General features: G+C 68.9%; 19 protein-coding genes. 9 read left to right on the plus strand and 10 right to left on the minus strand.

Features of this window, described 5'->3' with window-relative positions:
* Positions 1–40 precede the first annotated feature (40 nt).
* The 4 genes from RWE79_RS29820 to RWE79_RS29835 all read right to left on the minus strand — a co-directional run bounded on the left by RWE79_RS29820 (position 41) and on the right by RWE79_RS29835 (position 2,450).
* Complete coding sequence (locus RWE79_RS29820) at positions 41–745, minus strand: 2OG-Fe dioxygenase family protein (RefSeq protein ID WP_475943166.1); 705 nt, start codon at positions 743–745, stop codon at positions 41–43.
* 2 nt (positions 746–747) lie between these two features.
* Entirely contained in the window at positions 748–1,803 is a 1,056-nt protein-coding gene (locus RWE79_RS29825; RefSeq protein WP_475943167.1) for an iron-containing redox enzyme family protein, read from the minus strand.
* 60 nt (positions 1,804–1,863) lie between these two features.
* Positions 1,864–2,037 carry a hypothetical protein gene (locus RWE79_RS29830; RefSeq protein WP_475943168.1) on the minus strand — a complete coding sequence of 58 codons (174 nt, stop codon included), beginning with the start codon at positions 2,035–2,037 and terminating at the stop codon, positions 1,864–1,866.
* A 185-nt stretch (positions 2,038–2,222) separates the two neighbouring features.
* A complete protein-coding gene (locus tag RWE79_RS29835; RefSeq protein WP_475943169.1) occupies positions 2,223–2,450 on the minus strand; it encodes a hypothetical protein in 228 nt (75 codons plus the stop codon).
* A gap of 483 nt (positions 2,451–2,933) precedes the next feature.
* Between RWE79_RS29835 and RWE79_RS29840 the strand changes: the two genes are divergently transcribed.
* Positions 2,934–3,929 carry a LuxR C-terminal-related transcriptional regulator gene (locus tag RWE79_RS29840; RefSeq protein ID WP_475943170.1) on the plus strand — a complete coding sequence of 332 codons (996 nt, stop codon included), beginning with the start codon at positions 2,934–2,936 and terminating at the stop codon, positions 3,927–3,929.
* Positions 3,930–4,064: 135 nt separating this feature from the next.
* On the opposite strand, the gene RWE79_RS29845 is transcribed toward RWE79_RS29840, so the two are convergent.
* Entirely contained in the window at positions 4,065–4,976 is a 912-nt protein-coding gene (locus RWE79_RS29845; protein WP_475946183.1) for an IS3 family transposase, read from the minus strand.
* Positions 4,973–5,230, minus strand: coding sequence for a transposase (locus RWE79_RS29850; protein ID WP_475943171.1), 258 nt, complete (start codon positions 5,228–5,230; stop codon positions 4,973–4,975). Before RWE79_RS29850 ends, RWE79_RS29845 begins: the two co-directional genes overlap by 4 nt.
* Positions 5,231–5,240: 10 nt before the next feature.
* On the opposite strand from RWE79_RS29850, the gene RWE79_RS29855 reads away from it, so the two are divergent.
* The gene (locus RWE79_RS29855; protein WP_475943172.1) at positions 5,241–6,020 is read left to right on the plus strand and encodes a spore photoproduct lyase family protein; all 780 of its coding nucleotides are present in this window, start codon (positions 5,241–5,243) and stop codon (positions 6,018–6,020) included.
* A 145-nt stretch (positions 6,021–6,165) separates the two neighbouring features.
* Here RWE79_RS29855 and RWE79_RS29860 read toward each other — a convergent pair whose 3' ends face one another.
* On the minus strand, positions 6,166–6,537 hold the full coding sequence (locus RWE79_RS29860) for a VOC family protein (protein ID WP_475943173.1): 372 nt from the start codon (positions 6,535–6,537) through the stop codon (positions 6,166–6,168).
* A gap of 80 nt (positions 6,538–6,617) precedes the next feature.
* On the opposite strand from RWE79_RS29860, the gene RWE79_RS29865 reads away from it, so the two are divergent.
* From RWE79_RS29865 to RWE79_RS29875, 3 genes are all read left to right on the plus strand, one after another.
* On the plus strand, positions 6,618–7,079 hold the full coding sequence (locus RWE79_RS29865) for a MarR family winged helix-turn-helix transcriptional regulator (protein WP_475943174.1): 462 nt from the start codon (positions 6,618–6,620) through the stop codon (positions 7,077–7,079).
* A 565-nt stretch (positions 7,080–7,644) separates the two neighbouring features.
* Positions 7,645–7,848: a cold-shock protein gene (locus RWE79_RS29870; protein ID WP_003973099.1), complete on the plus strand. Its 204-nt coding sequence runs from the start codon at positions 7,645–7,647 to the stop codon at positions 7,846–7,848.
* A 302-nt stretch (positions 7,849–8,150) separates the two neighbouring features.
* Positions 8,151–8,459 carry an SCO5918 family protein gene (locus RWE79_RS29875; protein WP_475943175.1) on the plus strand — a complete coding sequence of 103 codons (309 nt, stop codon included), beginning with the start codon at positions 8,151–8,153 and terminating at the stop codon, positions 8,457–8,459.
* Positions 8,460–8,562: 103 nt separating this feature from the next.
* Here the strand turns inward: RWE79_RS29875 and RWE79_RS29880 are convergent, their stop codons facing one another.
* Positions 8,563–8,922, minus strand: coding sequence for a hypothetical protein (locus tag RWE79_RS29880; RefSeq protein ID WP_475943176.1), 360 nt, complete (start codon positions 8,920–8,922; stop codon positions 8,563–8,565).
* 1,311 nt (positions 8,923–10,233) lie between these two features.
* Between RWE79_RS29880 and RWE79_RS29885 the strand changes: the two genes are divergently transcribed.
* The gene (locus RWE79_RS29885) at positions 10,234–10,572 is read left to right on the plus strand and encodes a MerR family transcriptional regulator (protein WP_475943177.1); all 339 of its coding nucleotides are present in this window, start codon (positions 10,234–10,236) and stop codon (positions 10,570–10,572) included.
* A 1,557-nt stretch (positions 10,573–12,129) separates the two neighbouring features.
* On the plus strand, positions 12,130–12,915 hold the full coding sequence (gene trhA, locus RWE79_RS29890; RefSeq protein ID WP_475946185.1) for a PAQR family membrane homeostasis protein TrhA: 786 nt from the start codon (positions 12,130–12,132) through the stop codon (positions 12,913–12,915).
* Between the two features lie 101 nt (positions 12,916–13,016).
* On the opposite strand, the gene RWE79_RS29895 is transcribed toward trhA, so the two are convergent.
* Both RWE79_RS29895 and RWE79_RS29900 read right to left on the minus strand, forming a co-directional pair.
* Entirely contained in the window at positions 13,017–14,321 is a 1,305-nt protein-coding gene (locus tag RWE79_RS29895; RefSeq protein WP_475946187.1) for a PP2C family protein-serine/threonine phosphatase, read from the minus strand.
* 704 nt (positions 14,322–15,025) lie between these two features.
* Entirely contained in the window at positions 15,026–15,751 is a 726-nt protein-coding gene (locus tag RWE79_RS29900) for a TetR/AcrR family transcriptional regulator (RefSeq protein ID WP_475943178.1), read from the minus strand.
* 68 nt (positions 15,752–15,819) lie between these two features.
* Between RWE79_RS29900 and RWE79_RS29905 the strand changes: the two genes are divergently transcribed.
* Positions 15,820–17,502 carry an FAD-dependent monooxygenase gene (locus tag RWE79_RS29905; RefSeq protein ID WP_475943179.1) on the plus strand — a complete coding sequence of 561 codons (1,683 nt, stop codon included), beginning with the start codon at positions 15,820–15,822 and terminating at the stop codon, positions 17,500–17,502.
* A gap of 33 nt (positions 17,503–17,535) precedes the next feature.
* Entirely contained in the window at positions 17,536–17,688 is a 153-nt protein-coding gene (locus RWE79_RS29910; RefSeq protein WP_475943180.1) for a hypothetical protein, read from the plus strand.
* Positions 17,689–17,699 lie beyond the last annotated feature (11 nt).

The following is a 17,699-nucleotide window of genomic DNA, read 5'->3' on the forward strand; positions in this document are numbered from 1 at the left end:
GCCCGCAGAACAGGGTCCCGGGGCCGGCCGCGGACGGGCGTCACATCGTGGCTGTCTGGTCACCGGTGGCCAGCGCGGCAGCGTCGTGGTCGTCGCCGTACCACTTCTCCTTCCAGCGCGAGAACGCAACGATGAGGATGTCGCGGTGGCCGGCCTTGCCGTCCTTGGGCAGCACGTCCGTCACATCGTGGGAGATCGCCCGGTCGTCGAGCAGCACCGCCTGACCCGGGCTCACGGTCCCGTTCCAGAAGGGCTTCTCGGCGCCGTCGAGCCAGAGCCTGGTCTCACCGCCCTCGACGTTGTTCCGGACGAAGACCGAGATCATCACGAACTCGTGCCCGTCGTGGTGCACGCCCTCCGGGGTGAGCTGGCCGGGCTTCTCCGGCGTCGCCTTCGTCCGGTTCTGGTGGACGTTGATCTGCCAGTCCTCGCTGGTGTCGAGGCCGAGTTCCTCGACACCGATCCGGATCAGCGGAGTGAAGTCGACCTCGATCGGCTGGTAGGTGCGCCGGATGCCGCCGGCGACCGGGTTGAAGTGGGCGAAGGTGGTGTAGTCGCGGTGCGGCAGCAGCTCGAAGTGCCAGCCCTCGCCGTCCTTCCACGACAGCCGGTACTGGTCGAACCGCTTGTAGCGGGTCAGGTTCCCCATGTACGGGTCGAGCGGGCAGTTGTCGTAGCTGGCGATGATCTCGCCGCCGATCGGCGGGAGGTCGACCAGCGCGTATCCCTGATCGTTCAGCGGCATGGTCATACCTTCCGGTCGGCGTGGGCGGAGGCCCGCTGCAGGCGCTCGTCGAGATGACGGGCCGAGGAGTTCAGCCGCCAGAGAGTGCCGCGGGCGATGCCGTGGCGCATGTGGTCCGACGTGGCGGCGGGCAGCACGATGTTGTGGAACCAGCCTGCCGCGTGCACGGAGTCGATCGTCACGTGCAGCCGGTGGTAGATGATCCCGACGTCGGGCAGGCTGAGGCGCTCCCAGGCGCGGATCACGTTGGTGAAACGGTCCGGCACCAGCCACTCCGTCATTCCCAGGAAGCCGACGGCCTCGGGGTAGAGCGAGCGGTAGCGGCACAACAGCAGGGCGAGGTTCCCCGCGAGCAGGTCGCTGGCGGTCATCGCCGACTCCAGCTCGTCCTCGGTGATGTCGAAGACCTCGTAGATCTTGTTGAAGAGGTGGGTGTGCACCTCCTCGGGCTTGCCGTTGCCCATCTCGTCCCAGAAGTTGGACGCGATCTCCATCTTCTCCGGGCCCGAGGTTCCGACCTGCATCAGTGCCAGCAGGTCGTCGAAGCGGCCGTCGACCAGGGACTCCTGGATCACGTAGGTGCGCAGGTCGTCCGCCTGGGCGTGGTTGTTGATGAAGTCCACGTAGTACGGGTGCTTGAAGACGCGGTGCTTGCGGGCCATTCCCTTGATCCAGGACAGGAAGGGCCTGCCCTCGGCGGGCGCGGCCTCGATGGTGCCCGGCTTGATCCACCGGTCCTCCGCCTCCAGGGTGGCGTCCTCCAGCAGCCGGGTCACCTCGTGGATGATGACCGAGCCCTCCGCGTTGCGCGAGTGCGGAATGGTGGTGAGCATTCCGTATATGCGCGAGAGAAGAAGCTGCTGGTGATAGAAGGCGTCATGGTCGCCCGCCCAGGCGTCGTCATTCATCGCCATGACGGAGGCGACGATGCGCTCCCTTTCCTTCGCGAGTTCCCGATCCACCTCGGCAGCCGCCACCGGCAGCCGGGAGGAAATCTCGTCGACGAGATCCGCATAGGGTCTGCGGTTGGTCGGCATTGTTTCTTCGAGCACGATCATGTTTACTCTCCCCCTGCACCGCTCAACTTGCTGATGGACCGGCCTTCGAACCCTGTCGGCTCAACCGCATTTGACGCCGTCCCAGGTCATGCTCTGCGGGCAGACGACGGAGTGGACGCCGCCGGCACCGGCGACGGACACCGGCGCGGCGTTCCGGCCGGCGGCGGGGAGCGTCACGAGCGGGATGGAGAGAGCCGTTCCGATCACAACGGCGACCATTGAGAGCACGTGCACGAGGTACCCCTTCAAAGGCTGACGGAATCGACTGGAAGTCGAACGGGCAATTCCAGGGCCCGCGGCGGCCCCGTTTGTTCCGGGTTTCCCGATTCACTTACGGGACCCAGAGTCGCCCACGGAAAAACGCGGCACCAGTGGTTCCGCCTGTCCGACCCATGTCTGTCCGGATGCGGACAGTGATTTTACAAGTCAGGCGGCAACTGGGCCTCGGCAGCCGGAAGGAAGAGTTCCACGGTGCACCGGACGAGTTCGGAGCCGGTCCCGCACACGGTCAGGGCCCGCCCGAGGACTTCTGCCGCATACCCCTCGGCGGCTTCGACCGCGTCGGCGACCACGAACAGGATGAGGTCCGTCCCGGCGCCGGAGGCCTGCGCGTAGACGTGGACGAGGCCGGAGCCCGGCTGGGCCACGCGCCTGATCTCCTCGCACAGTGCGCTCGGCCCATCTTTCGTCCCCGCACGACCCCCGGTGATTCTGGAGCCTACGAAATACATGTCCACAACAGTGGCAACGAGTTTGACGATGTGCCAGCACGGCTGTTGCCAGAGTCCTCGGATCTTGACCGGACCGCGTCCGGTGCCGCCTCCCGGGGCGTCCTCGGCGGGTGACCCGGGGGGACGGATATGGACTCTCTTCCCAAGTCCGCAGCCGCGCCGCCGTGCGGCCGATCAAGCGCTGCCGCGCCGTCGGCCTGGCACGGTCACCCGCGTCAATGGGGGCTCCGCCGCGCCGGTGACGCACCAGCCCGACCTCGCCGTACCGCCGTGATCAGCACACTTACAAGATCAACCAGTCCCCTTGTCACCAAACTCGAAGGTGGCCGGATATTGCCTGGCCGCCACCGGCCTAGAATCATGTGCTCGTCAAGCGTTGATTGGCCTGGGGGGGAACACATGCTTGAGGCCTTTGGGGTGGATCCGGTCGCCGAAGCGGTATATCTGGCGATGTTACGACGTCCGGACGCGGCCCTGCACGAGTTGGCGGCACATCTGGAACTGGGCGAGGACACGGTCCGCTCAGCCTTCGACGAACTGGCCAGGCTGGCCCTGTTACGGCCGTCCTGGGAGGACCCGATGACACTGTGGCCGGTCACACCGGAACTCGGGCTGGAGGTCCTGCTGACCCGTCAGCAAGCCGAACTCCTGGCCCGGCAGCACCAGATCGAGCGCGGCCGGGCCGCGCTGGCCGTCGTCGTCGCCGAGACCGCGGGCGGCCGCCCGTCCAACGTCGCCGACATCGAGGAGATCACCGGGATAGACGCCATCCGCGAACGCCTGGAGAAGCTGACCGTCGGGACCCGCTTCGAGGTGCTGGCCTTCGTTCCGGGCGGCGCGCAGACAGAGGCCGCCCGCGATTCCAGCCGCCCGCTGGACCAGGCCCTGCTGGAACGTGGTGTCACCATGCGCACCGTCTACCTGGATTCCGTCCGCAACGACCCCGCGACCATCGACTACGCCCGCTGGCTCACCGAACAGGGCGGCTGGGTCCGCACTACCGCCACGCTACCGCTGCGCATGATCGTAGTCGACCGCGAGACCGCCGTCGTTCCGCTTAACCCGCAGGCTCCCGGCGCCGGCGCGGCGGTCTTGCACGGCAGCGGCGCGGTGGCCGCCATGTGCGCGCTCTTCGACCAGATCTGGGCCGGCGCCCGCCCCCTCGGCTCCGCTCGCCCGCGCGACGAACAGGGCCTCTCCGGCCAGGAGAAGGCCCTGATCCTGATGCTGGCCGAGGGGGAAACCGACGAGGCCGCGGCCCGCAAGCTCGGAGTCTCCGACCGCACCGTCCGCCGTCTTATCGCCGACCTCATGAGCAAACTCGGCGCCCGCAGCCGCTTCCAGGCCGGTTCTCTTGCCACCGAGCGCGGCTGGCTGTCCAGTTCCCCGCCGTAGAGGACGTGTCCAACCGATGCCACTGCGGGCAGGGCTCGGGGAGCGTTTGTCTGTTGTCTCTTGATCTCCGGTGCGAGGCCGCACGGTGAACAGGTGTCAAGCCCTGGGTCTTGTGGAGTGTCGGTTAGCTGGTTTTCAGGGGGTGGTCTGGGGTGCGGGTGATGCTGCGTGAAGGGCTTCGAACTCGGCCGGAGGGACATGCCCGAGCTCGCCGTGGAGCCTTCGCTGGTTGAACCAGTCGACGTACTCGGCGACGGCGATCTCGATGTCGTTGATGCCGGTCCAGGGGCCCGCGTTGCGGATCAGTTCGGCTTTAAACAGACTGTTGAATGCCTCGGCGAGGGCGTTGTCGTACGAATCGCCCCGGGATCCGACCGATGCCACGGCCGCGGCCTCGTCCAGGCGCTCGGTGTAGCGCAGGGCCCGGTATTGCACGCCACGATCGCTGTGGTGGATGAGTCCGGCCAGGTCGGCGGCGGCGTGGCGGCGTCTCCATATGCCCATCTCCAGGGCGTCCAGGGCCAGTTCGGTGTAGAGGCTGGTAGCGACCTGCCAGCCGACGACCATGCGCGAGAAGACGTCGATCACGAACGCCGCGTAGACCCGGCCCGAGTGCGTCTTGATGTAGGTGATGTCGGCCACTCGCAGCTGGTTGGGCGCATCCGCGGTGAAGTCCCGCTCGACGAGATCGCGAGGACGGTCGGTCTCCGGGGCGGGCCGGGTGGTGCGCGGGCTCTTGTCCCGGACCACCCCGCGCAGGCCGGCCGCCCGCATCAGGCGCTCGACGGTGCAGCGGGCCACCGGCCGGCCCGTGCGCCGCAGTGCGGCGTGGACCTTGCGGGCGCCGTAGACGCCGTAGTTGTCGGAGTGGACCACGCGGATCTCCTCGGTGAGCTCCCGGTCACGGGCCGCGCGGGCGGACTCGGGCCGGGTGTGGGCGGCGTAGTAGGTGCTCGATGCGATCTCGGCGTCCGTGCCTTTCAGGACGTCGCAGATCGGCTGGACGCCGAACTCCTCTTTGTGCTGGTCGATGTAGGCGACCTTCAGCGCAGTGGACGGTCCAGCTCCGCCGCGAAGAAAGTCGCCGACGACTTCAGGATCGCGTTGGCCCGGCGCAGTTCCTTGACCTCACGTTCCAGCTCCGCGATCCGCGCGGCCTCCGTGCTGGTGGTGCCGGCGCGCCGCCCGTCGTCGGTCTCGGCCCGCTTGACCCAGCCCCGCAGAGCCTCGGGGTGGACGTCGAGCTGGTCAGCGATGCGCTTGATCGCGCCGGCCCGGCCGACCGGGTCGGGCCCCTCCAACGGATGCGCGATGGCCTGCGCCTACTGCTACGTCCCCCGCCGCAAGGGCTACGCCAACCCCATCACGCTGTTCACCAACATCGAGGCGATCGTGGCCCATGTCCAGCGCCACGTACGGGTCCAGGGCCCCAAGACGGCACCCAACCAGTGCGACCCCCGGTCATGGGTCTACGACATCGGCGAGAACGGTGACTGCTCCGTCGATGCCCTGGTCTGCGACAACACCGCGGATCTCGTCGCCGCGTTCCGCGCCCTGCCGACGGCGAAGGCTTCCTTCGCGACCAAGTTCGTCAATCCGGACCTGCTCGCGTTCGACCCTCAGGGGCGTACCCGGGTGCGCTTCTCCCTCATGCCGGCCGACGATGCCCGGCTGCTGGACATCCGCACCAGTCCGGTCGCCGAGCGGATCGCCGCGGCAGCCGACTTCCTCGATGCCGGCTACGAGGTCCATTTCAATCTCTCGCCCGTCGTTCTGCGCCCGGGGTGGCAGCGGGACTGGGCCGACCTGCTCGCCCATCTCGACGACGTCCTGCCCGCCCGCGTGAAGGAGCAGGCAGCGGCCGAGATCATCATGCTCACCCACAATCAGTCGCTCCACGAGGTCAACCTCGGCTGGCACCCTCGCGCCGAGGACGTGCTGTGGCAACCGGACGCGCAGGAGACCAAGCGCTCACAGAACGGCGCCCTCAATGTTCGCTACACCCAGGAGATCAAGCAGCACTCCCTGACGCTGATGCGGCAGCTGCTGGCGGCGCACGCGCCGTGGCTGCGCATCAGGTACGCCTTTTGAAAGAGAGACCGCTCGCCTGCCGTGGTGGTCTGCCGGAACGCGCCGTGCCATGAAGGCCGGGACGGTGAAGAACGTAGCCCGTCGTGGGGGATGCCGTAGCGCCCCGGGAGGTGGCCGCGGGGCGTGAGGACGACGGCGCTCACGGTCAGCCTCCGTGCACGGTCAGGCGGTAGCCCTCGGGGCCGGTGAAGGAGAACATCGGCCCGAACGGGCTGTCCCGCAGGGGACCGACGTCCTGCGTGCCTGTCGCCACGAGCTGCTCGCGCAGCGCGCCGGCGTCCGTGGTGCGCAGCCACAGTGCTACGCCCAGGCCGGGGCGCGAGGCACCGTCCAGATCGGTGTCCGGGAGCGGCTCGCGGACGGCGAACGGGATCGGGCTGGTGGTGAAGACGACCGCGCCGGGCGGCGAGGCCGGTGCCCGGCACAGTCCGAGGCGCTCCTCGAAGAAGGCGGCCGCTGCGGGCACGTCCTTCACCTGCAGAGCGATGAAGTCGGGTCCTTGAACGGTGGCAGACACGGTTCCTCCGGAACTTTGATGTCAGGGCTTTGACATGTGCAACTGTAGGTATCGGATCCCACGCATGTCAAAATGCTGACATGGAAGACCGCGCACCTGTTCCGTTGCCCCATCCGGCGAAGGATGTCACCGAACATGTGGGATACCGCCTCAAACGCGCCTCGGCCGCCCTGCGCGGCGCCATGGACAAGGCGCTGCGCGAGCACGACCTCACCGTCCCGCAGTACTCCTGCCTCGAACTCCTCGACGAGCGTCCGGGTCTGTCCAACGCCGACCTGGCCCGCGGCACTTTCGTAACCCGGCAGTCGGCCAACGTCGTCCTTCACGGTCTCAAGGAGGCCGGCCTCATCACCCGGCCGGCCACCACGGACCACGGTCGAGCTCTACCCGTCCACCTCACCCCCGCCGGACAGAAACGGCTGCACGCGGCCCGCGGCGCCGTCTACGCCATCGAAGAGCGCATGATCAAAGCCATTCCTCCACGGCGCCTCGCCGCACTCCTGGCCGAACTCGACGCCATGACCGAGGCCCTCGCCGAGTGACCGGAGCGTGGGTCGTGCGCGGCTTGACGAGGAGGCGACCCGGCGCGTCGCCGAGGCGTTCACCGCCCACTTCGGCGACGACACGCACACGCCATCGACCGGCGGACCGCCGGCGAGGACATGAGTGGGCTACCTCAGACGTTCGGCGCGCCGTTCACGCACCGGGGCATCGGAGGCATCGACGCCGACCTGTACGCCGGGGCCGCCAGGAACGGCGCCGCAGCCCCGGCGCCTGCGGCGACCGGGGGCGGAGGCGGCCGCCGAGGCACGGCGCGGAGTCGAATCAATATCTGCGCCCGTGAGGTGAGAGTTTGATAGGCCGTACAGTGAGAGTTTATGTCGCATTGCGCGAAGCGGAATTCTGCTACCCACGCAGGCCGTGGCGGCATGCTACTGTCGATCTCAGTTGCAGTTGTGGTTCCCAAGACTTCAAGTGCCCCCACTCGGCTCCTGCCGGTGGGAGCACCTTTGTATTTCCGGTCATTTTCCGGGCGGGGTAATCATCGCGGCGACACGGCATCCGCGCGGTGCGGATGCCGATGTACTGCCCCAAAGGAGATATGACATGGCTGCTGGTACCGTGAAGTGGTTCAACGCGGAAAAGGGCTTCGGCTTCATCGAGCAGGACGGTGGCGGCGCTGACGTGTTCGCCCACTACTCGAACATCGCCGCTCAGGGCTTCCGTGAGCTGCTCGAAGGCCAGAAGGTGAACTTCGACATCGCTCAGGGCCAGAAGGGCCCGACGGCCGAGAACATCGTTCCGGCCTGACGCTGACGCGCACCTTGCAGCTGGGGCCCGCATCCTTCGGGGTGCGGGCCCCAGCTGCACACATATCCCGCAACTGATTACCCTGCGGGACGACGCGGAGGAGTCCGCGGTCTCACACCCGTGGCTTCTCCTGATTTTACGTCCCCGTCGTAATTTATTTCGGGGCCTGCGGTCCGTAGTCGTAATTCTCCGTGCCGGTCGTCGCGCGGGAATTCCCTCCGGCTGCACACATCCTCGCCCTCTCACGCCGAACCGCCCGACCCCTGGTCGGACCGTTTCTCCCCTTCTCCCTGTGAGGCCGCATGCGCTGCGTCATCGCCCGCTTCCCCTTCGAGCTCACCAAGAGCGGCGTGCTGGAATCGATGAAGGGCATCAAGCCTGAACCGGGCACCGGCGAATCCGTGATCATCGGCCGGCGCCACTACCCCGTCAAGCAGGTCGGCCAGGTCATCACCCGCCAGGACCGCCGTGACTTCAGCGCCGCCGAGGTCCTCCGGGCCATGGGACAGCTCGGCTTCACCTGCCGCGCTCTCCCCGCGGCCGCACCCGTACGCGTCCTCAGCTCGCTCCAGGGAGCTTCCGCGATGCTCGGCACCCCCGTATCCGTCTGACCGCGGAAACAGGCGCGAGCAGGCACCTGAACAGCAGTGTGGGCCCGACCGGCGCCGGTCGGGCCCACACCGCTGTGCGGCGGGTTCCCGTCGCAGTGATCGCTCAGCGGTCGGAGTAGCTGAAGTCGCCCACGGTCCAGGCGCTGACGTCCTCGATCGCGGCACGGTACATCCCGCCCGTCTCCGGGATCCCCACCGTGCCCTGCAGGATCCGGGCGACATGGAAGTGCAGATGCGTGGGCGGCCCGTTCTTCTTCGCGGGGGAATCGAAGACGGCGGAGAACTCTCCCAGGAGGTCCGAATCCGTCAGTACCTCCGACACCCTCTGCCTCCACACCGCTTCGGGAGCCAGCCGACCGGTGATGACAGCACCACCGGTGACCACGGTCAGGGACATCTGGTTGCTCTGCCCGGCTTCGACCAGGGCGGCGACGTCAACGAGCAGCTCGTCAGGCTTCGACATGAGACAGATTATATTCACCGGCCATCCAGCTGCTTGGGCGGCGGCGCCGTCGGGTGGGCCGGGCGCTCACGGTCTTGTCGCCGGAGCCCCGGCGGGTGACCGCGGTGGCGCGGCGCGTGCGAGGCGGTTGACCATGGGCCGGCCGCCCCCCCCGGTGCCGCCGTTCAGGTCAGGGGCGCGCATGCGCGGCGCCTGCCGACGCCACGGCCGGCTGTCGCCGGCATTCGAGGAAGGCGCGTGCCGTATCGCGTGCGCCGGCAACGGCCGTCGTGGAACGCACGGTTGTGGCGTTGACGGTCAGGGCCGGGATCGATCGTCAAGGCCGGCGCAGGCCCTCGTGCCTCGCCCGTCACCGGCCCGCCTGTCGGGAGTGTCACGGCCGGAAGCATGAGATGCCCGGCGGTGCCCGGTACCCGTCGGCGGTAACCGCGGCGCAGTCGGCGGCGTCACGGGAAGCGCGACGGGCTGCGGGGCCGGTGGGTCACTCCGAGCGCCGGACCTGAGCTTCGGGGCTGCTCCGATCATCCATAGTCCGGTCGAGGTGGGTTACCTCAACTTCGAGTGCGCGGAAATCTATGCCCGTCGGAGTAGACATTGGGTGCTGGTGTGGTTATGGTTTCTCTTGTAGCCGAGATCGAGCAGGGCCTGGCAGAGACGAACTGCCGGGCAGTTGTATCTGTAGTCGCAGTGCGCAGGACGGTGCGGTGGTGGAGTTCCGAAGCCAGGGTTGTCGCAGGACGGTGACGGGACTGATGACCGGACCGGGTGGCCCGCAGTAGTCAGGGGCCGCCGTGAGCAGTACCGCAGTTGAGGCAGTGGCAGTTCGGCAGTTGCGGTTGTTGTCGGTACCAGCAGTGCGGTGATCAGTGGTTCCTCGGTAAAGGCGTCGGCTGCGGGCGCGCGTGCCGGGAGGTTCGGCAGTGGGGTTCCAAGCCAGAGCAGACGCAGGACGGGCGACGGGGCTGGCTGCCGAAGAGTGGCGCTGCGCGAGGCCACCAGCAGTTCGCGGTATCAGCAGTACGCAGTACCCGTTTGGTAAGTGCTTGGTTCAGAGGGAAGAACGGAGGAGCTCAGCGCCATCAGGATCGTTCGGGCGGAAGTCTTGAGCCCGGTACCGCAGGACATCGACAGGTAGGTGGTCTCCGGTCACGCATCCGCTATCCCCGCATTCCCTGCCCTCTCCCGGGCGGGCCCGCGGAACAAACAGGCCGGCGCAGCACTGGGGCCGGCAGATGGTGTAGCAGTTCCTTCGGGGCCCTGGTGCGAGTACGGCGCCAGGGCCCCTCCACGCGTGTTCCACAGAGAGGTGAGATGACAGCGGACGATTTCTTCGGTCGTCTGGACGATGACGACTACCCCGCCTACACCATGGGTCGGGCCGCCGAGATGCTCGGCACCACCCCCAACTTCCTCCGCGCGATCGGTGAGGCCCGGCTGATCACCCCGCTCCGCTCGGAGGGCGGCCACCGCCGCTACTCCCGGTACCAGCTGCGCATCGCCGCCCGTGCCCGGGAACTCGTCGACCAAGGCACCCCCATCGAGGCTGCCTGTCGCATCGTCATTCTCGAAGACCAGCTCGAAGAAGCCCAGCGCCTCAACGCCGAACACCGCCGCACCGCCGGATCGGCCAACCCCTCGGCCGCGGCGTGAGATGAGTGTGCCCGCCGGGTATCGGCGGGCGCAGCACGCACGCTCCAGGTGCGCGGCGTGATCGTTCCTGTGGTGACGTGGTGTGCGTTCGGAGTTCCCCCTCGCCCACGCTTTCGGCGTGGGCGTTCTGCTGTGCTGTGCCGCGAGAACCAGGCCGGTCACCGCTGCCTTCCACATGGAGTGCGGGGCGTTCATCGACTGGACGTCAACCCGGCCCGACCTCTCCGCCTTGCCCGAGGGATCGCGCACGCCGCGTCCGATGACTGCCGTGTACAGCGGTAGTTGGTGGGACTGGTCCTGGGACGGCCGCCGTGGCCCCGGTCGGTGCCGGCGCTACCGGGTGAGGAGGGCGCTGACGGTTCGCCGCCGGCCGCCTTGCGGGTTACGTCGGTGGCGCGGGCGAGGCGGTTGACCAGGCCTGTGGCGGTCGCCCCGGTGATGATCGCCCTGTGCCCGGCCCGTGTCGCTGTCCGAGGTTGATTACCTCTCTGTCGAACGCGCAAAAATCTATGGTGGCTGGAGTAGACATTGGGCGCTGGTGTGGTTATGGTTTCTCTTGTAGCCGAGATCGAGCAGGGCCTGGCAGAGACGAACTGCCGGGCAGTTGTATCTGTAGTCGCAGTGCGCAGGACGGTGCGGTGGTGGAGTTCCGAAGCCAGGGCTGTCGCAGGACGGCGACGGGGCTGACGACCGGACCGGGTGGCCCGCAGTGATCAGGGGCCGCCGTGAGCAGTACCGCAGTCAGAGCAGTCAGAGCAGTGGTAGTACCGGTAAGTGCAGTTCGCAGTACCCAGCAGTGGAAGTCAGTGAGCAGCACCTCGGTGAAGGCGTCGGCTGCGGGCGCGCGCACCGGGAGGTTCGGCAGTGGGGTTCCAAGCCAGAGCAGACGCAGGACGGGCGACGGGGCTGGCTGTCGAAGAGTGGCGCTGTGGCAGGCCGCTGAGCAGTTCGCATCACCAGTAGTACGCAGTGCCCGTTCGGTAAGTGATTGTTCCCAGAGGGAAGAACGGAGGAGCGAGGCGCCATCAGGATCGCCCGGGCGGAAGTCTTGAGCCCGGGTACCGCAGGACATCGATAGTGAGGTGGTCTCCGGTCAAGCAACCGCGATCCCCGTACATCCGACAGCATCTCGGTCGGGTCTGCGGAAACAGAAGGCCGGCGCAGTATCAGGGCCGGCAGATGGTGTAGCAGTTCCTTCGGGGCCCTGGTGCGATATGGCACCAGGGCCCCTCCACGCGTTCCACAGACAGATGCGATGACCGCAGGCGCTTTGTTCGGGGGCGGACCTCAGGAAGCATCGGCGATGCTTGCGCGTAGGCGAGCGGAGATGCCCGTCCTGGAGCCCTGGTGGTTTTATGACCGGCCGATCTCCTCGGCTCCGGCGGGCCCCATCGGCGGCAGCAACAGGGCTGGGGTTCACACGGTGGTGGCATGGCCCATGCCGGCGATCCGGGCCTGGAGTTGGGGCCCCTCCGATCATGCTGTCCGGGTGAGGTCTCGTAGCATGACCGCATGGTTGCCAGTGACGCCCAGAAGTCCGAGGGAGGACGGGAAGCTGTGTCCCGCGACGCCGCCGAAGTCGAATGTAGTCAGGTCGCGTCAGCGCTTGGAGAATGCCGTGAAAACGGGCTGCCCTGCGGATCACAAGGTGCCGATGCGGGGGAGAAGGCTCACTCGATCGCGGCTCTGGTGGAGCGGGCGGCCGACCTGGCCGAACCGATCAAGCCGAGGTTGCGTGGCTGGCTCCATGCCGGAATGGTCCCTGCCGCACTGATCGCGGGCGTCGTACTCATCTGCCTGGCCCGTACTCCGCAGGCGGTCCTGGCCTGTGCCGTGTATTCGGTCACCGCCTGGCTGCTGTTCGCAACGAGCGCCATCTACCACCGCGGTACCTGGGGGCCGCTCGGCGAGGCTCTTCTGCGACGCCTCGACCATGCCAACATCTTCCTGATCATCGCCGGCACCTGCACCCCCCTGGCCGTGCTCCTCCTCCCGCCGGACCAGCGGTCCGTGCTGCTGTGGATCGTGTGGGCGGGTGCCTTGGCCGGTATCGCGTTCCGGGTCCTGTGGGTCGGAGCTCCGCGCTGGCTCTACACCCCGTGTTACCTGGCCCTGGGATGGGCACCGGTGCGCTACCTGCCTGACTTCCTGCACACCGGCGGAGTGGCCGTACTCGTCCTGATCGTTGCCGGCGGTCTCCTCTACAGCGCGGGTGCGGTGGTCTACGCCCTCCAGCGGCCCGACCCCTCACCCCGCTGGTTCGGCTTCCACGAGGTCTTCCACGCCCTGACCGTGGCGGCTTTCACCGCGCACTACACCGCCATCTCCCTGGCCACCAACTGACCGCGACTATGTGACTCTCTACTGGTCATCACGGGCATCGTGCCCGGCATCCGTCCCGCCTGTTGGTCATCGGTGTGGTGGTTCCGGTCGCCGGCTACGTCCTACTCGGACTGCGCCCGCGGCGGCGGCCAGGGGCCGGCCGAGCCGGCTACCGGAGCAGCCCTTGAGTCAGTGCCCAGGAGTGGCCGCCCCGTCCGTGACGGTGCAGAGGCGTCGGCGAGGTCGGCGCCGGTGTCGGCGTCGCGTTGGGAGTGGCCGGTGCCGTGCCAGTCCAGGCACATGACGGTGGCGTCGTCCTGCAGGTGGCCGTGGTGGGCGTCGGCGATCGCCGCGATGAGGGTGCGGGCGGCTTCGCGGGGGTGGAGTTCGCGGGTGTGGATGATCAGGTCGGACAGGTCGAGGCTGTGGGGGTTGCGTTCCAGCATGCCGTCGGTGAGCATGACCAGCCGGTCGCCGGGTTGCAGGTCCAGCGATTGGACGCGGTAGGTGTGGGGGATCTGGAAGCCGAACGGCAGATCGATTTCTGGAACGATTTCCTGGACGTGTCCGTGGCGCATGCGCAGTGGCCAGGGGTGGCCGGCGTTGATGAACTCGGTGCTGCCGTCGAGCAGGCTGATGCGCAGGAGCTGGCCGGTGGCGTAGCCCTGGCGGCCGTGTTCGCGCATGGCCTGGTCGGCCTGGCGGGCCTGTTCGGCGAGGTCGGCGCCGGCTCTGCGGGCCCGGCGCAGGGCGCCCACCAGGAGGGTGGCCAGTAGTGCGGCCTCGACGTCGTGGCCCATGGCGTCGGTGACGGAGAGCTGGACGGTGTCCCGGTCGATGACGTAGTCGAAGGTGTCGCCTCCGACGTGGTCGGCGGGTTCCAGCGCGCCGGCGACCGCGAACTGGGCGGCCTCGCAGGCCAGCGACGCCGGGAGCAGCCGGTGCTGGATCTCGGCGGCCAGGCTCAGCGGGGTGGTGCGGCGGCCCCACTGGTAGACGTCGGTGAAGGACCGGTTGGCGATGACGATGTATGCCAGGGCGTGCGCGGTCTCGCCGATCTCCCGCATCACCTGCGCGTCGGGCGTGGCGGGCAGGAACAGCTCCAGGAGCCCGATGGCGTCCCCGCGGTTGGTCACCGGGGCCACGATCCGCGCCACCGCCCCGGCGCCCATGTCCTCCACGCTCGGCCGCTGGGTGCGGATCACGTCGTCGTACACGGTGCCCCGCAACGAGATGCGCCGGGCCGGCTCATCGGTATCGACGCTGCCCGCCACCCCCAGCCGTACCACCGAACTGCCGGTGAAGTCGGTGATCAGGAACGACACCGACACGGCCCCGAGGTGCTCCTTGAGCATGCACGCGACCACATCGAGCGACTCCACGGGCGCCGCGCTCTCCGCCGCCGCCAGCGTCACCGCCAACGTCATCGCCCCGGCCCGGCGACTCCCGTCCTCGGGAAGACGAGGGGTCTGGCCACCGTCCCCGTCAGGCCCGCGTACGGTCACGGCGACTCCTCGCTGCTCGCTTGTGCTCAGGGTTTGGGCTCGGGTACTGGAGGGACCGTCGCCAGGCCCGGTCCGAGGCAGATGTCATTGCACCACAGAGCCCCTGAACGGATACGCCTGTTGGCGGACCGCTCCTCGGGCGTTCCGCCGCAGCCATGCGGAACGCCCGGGACGACTTCCCTCTCTCATCGCCTCCGGGTCGGAGGCGGCACCGCATCCCGCGACCACCGGCTCACCTGCCGTCCGAGCAGTGGTGTGACGGTCACAAGGACCAGAGGCGCGCACCGCCGGGTGCACCGACTCGGCGAGGCGGGACAGGCCGTCGGCCATGACGCTCGTTCGACGCGCTGAGCGCCTGACACGGTGGAGGCACGACCCGCAGAATGCCTCTGCCCCGGTGGTCCGGTGTTTCCCCCGGTGCGAACGCGATGACATCCTTTCGATGACCCACCACGTGGAATGCGTGGCGATCCTGGAGCCCGCGGCCAAGAGCGCCTGAGCTGCGCGCACTTCCCGCGCTCCAACTGGCGAGCCGGGCACCGATCCGAAGATCGGCGGCTGCGCAACACCACCCCCGGGAGCGGCGAGGACTCACGAAGGGGAAGCCCCGCGCGTCCGCACAGCCCTTAGCGGTGGGCGAGGCCGTCGATCATCAGGGCGACGGTGAAGTCGAACCGGCCGTGGCCCTCGCCGGCGGTGAGTTCGGCCGCGTAGCGGGTGGTGTGAGGGAAGGTCCCGGCAGGCAGCGCGGTCAGTCGGCGCTGGAGCTCGTCGGTGTCGAGGACCCAGTCCGCCTCGTCCTGGACCTTGCGCTGCTTCACGATGGAGATCTCCAGGCAGTAGGCGGCCACGTACAGCAACAGGGCGTCGATGGCCCAGGCGGCGGCCTGCGGGGCGACGCCGCCGGCGAGGAGGACGGCCAGCATTCCTTCGCTGACGCGCAGGGTCTCCAGGTCGGTGGGGGCCATCGCGAGCGCGGCGCGGGAGATTCCGGGGTATTTCAGGTACTGGTCGCGCATCTGGGTGCACACGCCGCGGATCTGCTCCCGCCAGGCCGCGGGGGCGGGTTCGGGTAGTACGAGCTCCGCGCACAGCCGCCCGATGAGCAGCTCGTCGAGGTCGGCCTTGTTGACCACGTGGGCGTAGAGCGAGGCGGGTCCGGTGTCGAGCGCGCCGGCCAGCCGTCGCATGGTCAGTGCCTCGTAGCCCTCCGTGGCGATGACGCCCAGCGCGGTGTCGATGACCTGCTCCACGGTGATCGGGGCCTTGCGGCGCCGCGGGCTGGGGGCAGCGGCTTCGACCTCGGGGTTCGGCGGCTGGTGGCGCGCCGCGCGTCGCTCTCTCGGGTTCACCCGACCACTATAACTTGACGCGAACACTGTTCGGGCATAGAACACTGTTCGTGAATATGAACATGGGCATGAATCTGAACCAGGACATGGACGTGACCGTGGTCGGAGCCGGGCCGGTCGGCCTCGTGCTCGCCGCGGAGCTGGCACTCTCCGGGGCGACGGTGCAGGTGCTGGAGCGACGGGCCGAGCCGGACCAGGCGATGAAGGCGCAGTTGATCAACATGCCGACGGCCGAGGCACTCGACCGCCGCGGCCTGCTGCCTGCCGCCGAGGCGGTGCAGCGGGAGATACTCGAGCGGATGGGATCGTTCGCCGGCGTGGCCGACGACCGGACGCCCGGTGAGGGCGGGCGAGCGCCCGACTCGCGGTTCACCGGCCACTTCGCGGGAATGATCCTCGACGCCGGCCTCGTGGACTGGTCCGATCCCGACCTCGCCGCGCACACCGCGGCCGACGGAGCGCGGTTGGTGCCGCAGCGTGAGCTGGAGGCGCTGCTCGCCGAGCACGTCGCGCGACTCGGCGTACCCGTGCGTCGCGGGGTGGAGGTCACCGCCCTGGAGGACACCGGCGACGGCGTGCTCGTCGGCACTACCGCCGGCACGGTGCGCACCGGGTGGCTGGTCGGGTGCGACGGCGGGCACAGCACCGTACGCCGCCTCGCGGGGATCGACTTCCCCGGCACCGACCCCGAACTCACCGGGTACCAGGCGGTCGTCGACATCGCCGACCCGTCGATGCTCGCGAACGGATGGACGTGGTCGGCCCGAGGGGCGTACCGCTACGGGCCACAGCCGGGACGGGTGGCCACCGTGGAGTTCGACGGCGCTCCCGCGGACCTCCCCCACGCTCGGCTTCTCCCCCACTCTCGGCTTCGCTCGAGCGGGGGGACCCCCATGCGCGGGGGAACCCCCATGGCGCCGGTCACCCTTGAGGAGCTGCAGGCCAGCCTGCGCCGGGTCTCGGGCACCGACGTCACGCTGACCGCGCTGCGCGCCACCCCGACCCGCTGGACCGACAACGCCCGCCAGGCCGCGACCTACCGGTCGGGGCGGGTGCTGCTGGCCGGTGACGCCGCGCACGTGCACCCGCCGTTCGGCGGTCAGGGGCTCAACCTCGGGGCCGGCGACGCGATGAACCTCGGGTGGAAGCTCGGTGCCGTGGTCGCCGGGTGGGCACCCGAAGGGCTGCTGGACACCTACGACGCCGAGCGTCGTCCCGTTGGCGCCTGGGTGCTGGACTGGACGCGGGCCCAGATCGGGGTGCTGCGCGGGGACGCCAAGTCGGCCGCGCTGCGGGGGATCGTGGCCGATCTGCTGAGCACTCGGGCGGGCACGACCTACGTGGTCAAGAAGATCTCGGGAGTCGACCAGCGCATCGAACTGCCCGGCGACCACCCGCTGGTCGGGCGCTACGTCCCCGACCTGTGGCTGACGGACGGCTCCCGACTGGCCGACCACGGTCACGGCGGCGGGTTCCTGCTGCTCGACCGCACCGCGGACGGCGCGTTCGCCCGCCTCGCCGCGACCTGGGCCGGGCGGGTGAGCAGCGTGACCGACGGCCACGTGACGCCGGCCACCCCGGCCGGGGTGTTGGTACGCCCGGACGGGGTGGTCGCCTGGGCCTGCGACACCACCGACAGCGACAGCGACACCGACAGCGACACCGACAGCGCCGCCGCCGGCCTCGAAGCCGTCCTGCACCGATGGGCCGGCGCGCCCTCGTCCGCACCCGAACACGAGCCGGTGGGCTGAACCGGGTGGGGCTACGCGGCCGCGTCAGGAGGGGTGGGCCGACGGCGGTTCCCCGGTCCGGGATTTCTCAGCGGGGTCGCCGCGGGTCCGTTCTCCGAGCTGACCCGGCGCTTCGACGACAGCGTCGGTGAAGCGGTGGAAGAGGAGCTGGAAGGCGTCGCGGACGCCTGGATCCGCAGGCTCTGAAGGCGCGGGCC

This window comes from Streptomyces sp. RLA131 (genome assembly GCF_056270125.1).

What these genes read in the sequence shown, in the direction of transcription:
- RWE79_RS29820 (WP_475943166.1), bottom strand. Translation starts at nt 745, where the DNA reads ATGCCGCTGAACGATCAGGGATACGCGCTGGTCGACCTCCCGCCGATC.
- RWE79_RS29875 (WP_475943175.1), top strand. Translation starts at nt 8,151, where the DNA reads ATGCGCTGCGTCATCGCCCGCTTCCCCTTCGAGCTCACCAAGAGCGGC.
- RWE79_RS29855 (WP_475943172.1), top strand. Translation starts at nt 5,241, where the DNA reads ATGGCCTGCGCCTACTGCTACGTCCCCCGCCGCAAGGGCTACGCCAAC.
- RWE79_RS29840 (WP_475943170.1), top strand. Translation starts at nt 2,934, where the DNA reads ATGCTTGAGGCCTTTGGGGTGGATCCGGTCGCCGAAGCGGTATATCTG.
- RWE79_RS29865 (WP_475943174.1), top strand. Translation starts at nt 6,618, where the DNA reads ATGGAAGACCGCGCACCTGTTCCGTTGCCCCATCCGGCGAAGGATGTC.
- RWE79_RS29885 (WP_475943177.1), top strand. Translation starts at nt 10,234, where the DNA reads ATGACAGCGGACGATTTCTTCGGTCGTCTGGACGATGACGACTACCCC.
- RWE79_RS29895 (WP_475946187.1), bottom strand. Translation starts at nt 14,321, where the DNA reads ATGACGTTGGCGGTGACGCTGGCGGCGGCGGAGAGCGCGGCGCCCGTG.
- RWE79_RS29870 (WP_003973099.1), top strand. Translation starts at nt 7,645, where the DNA reads ATGGCTGCTGGTACCGTGAAGTGGTTCAACGCGGAAAAGGGCTTCGGC.
- RWE79_RS29880 (WP_475943176.1), bottom strand. Translation starts at nt 8,922, where the DNA reads ATGTCGAAGCCTGACGAGCTGCTCGTTGACGTCGCCGCCCTGGTCGAA.
- RWE79_RS29825 (WP_475943167.1), bottom strand. Translation starts at nt 1,803, where the DNA reads ATGATCGTGCTCGAAGAAACAATGCCGACCAACCGCAGACCCTATGCG.
- RWE79_RS29905 (WP_475943179.1), top strand. Translation starts at nt 15,820, where the DNA reads ATGAATCTGAACCAGGACATGGACGTGACCGTGGTCGGAGCCGGGCCG.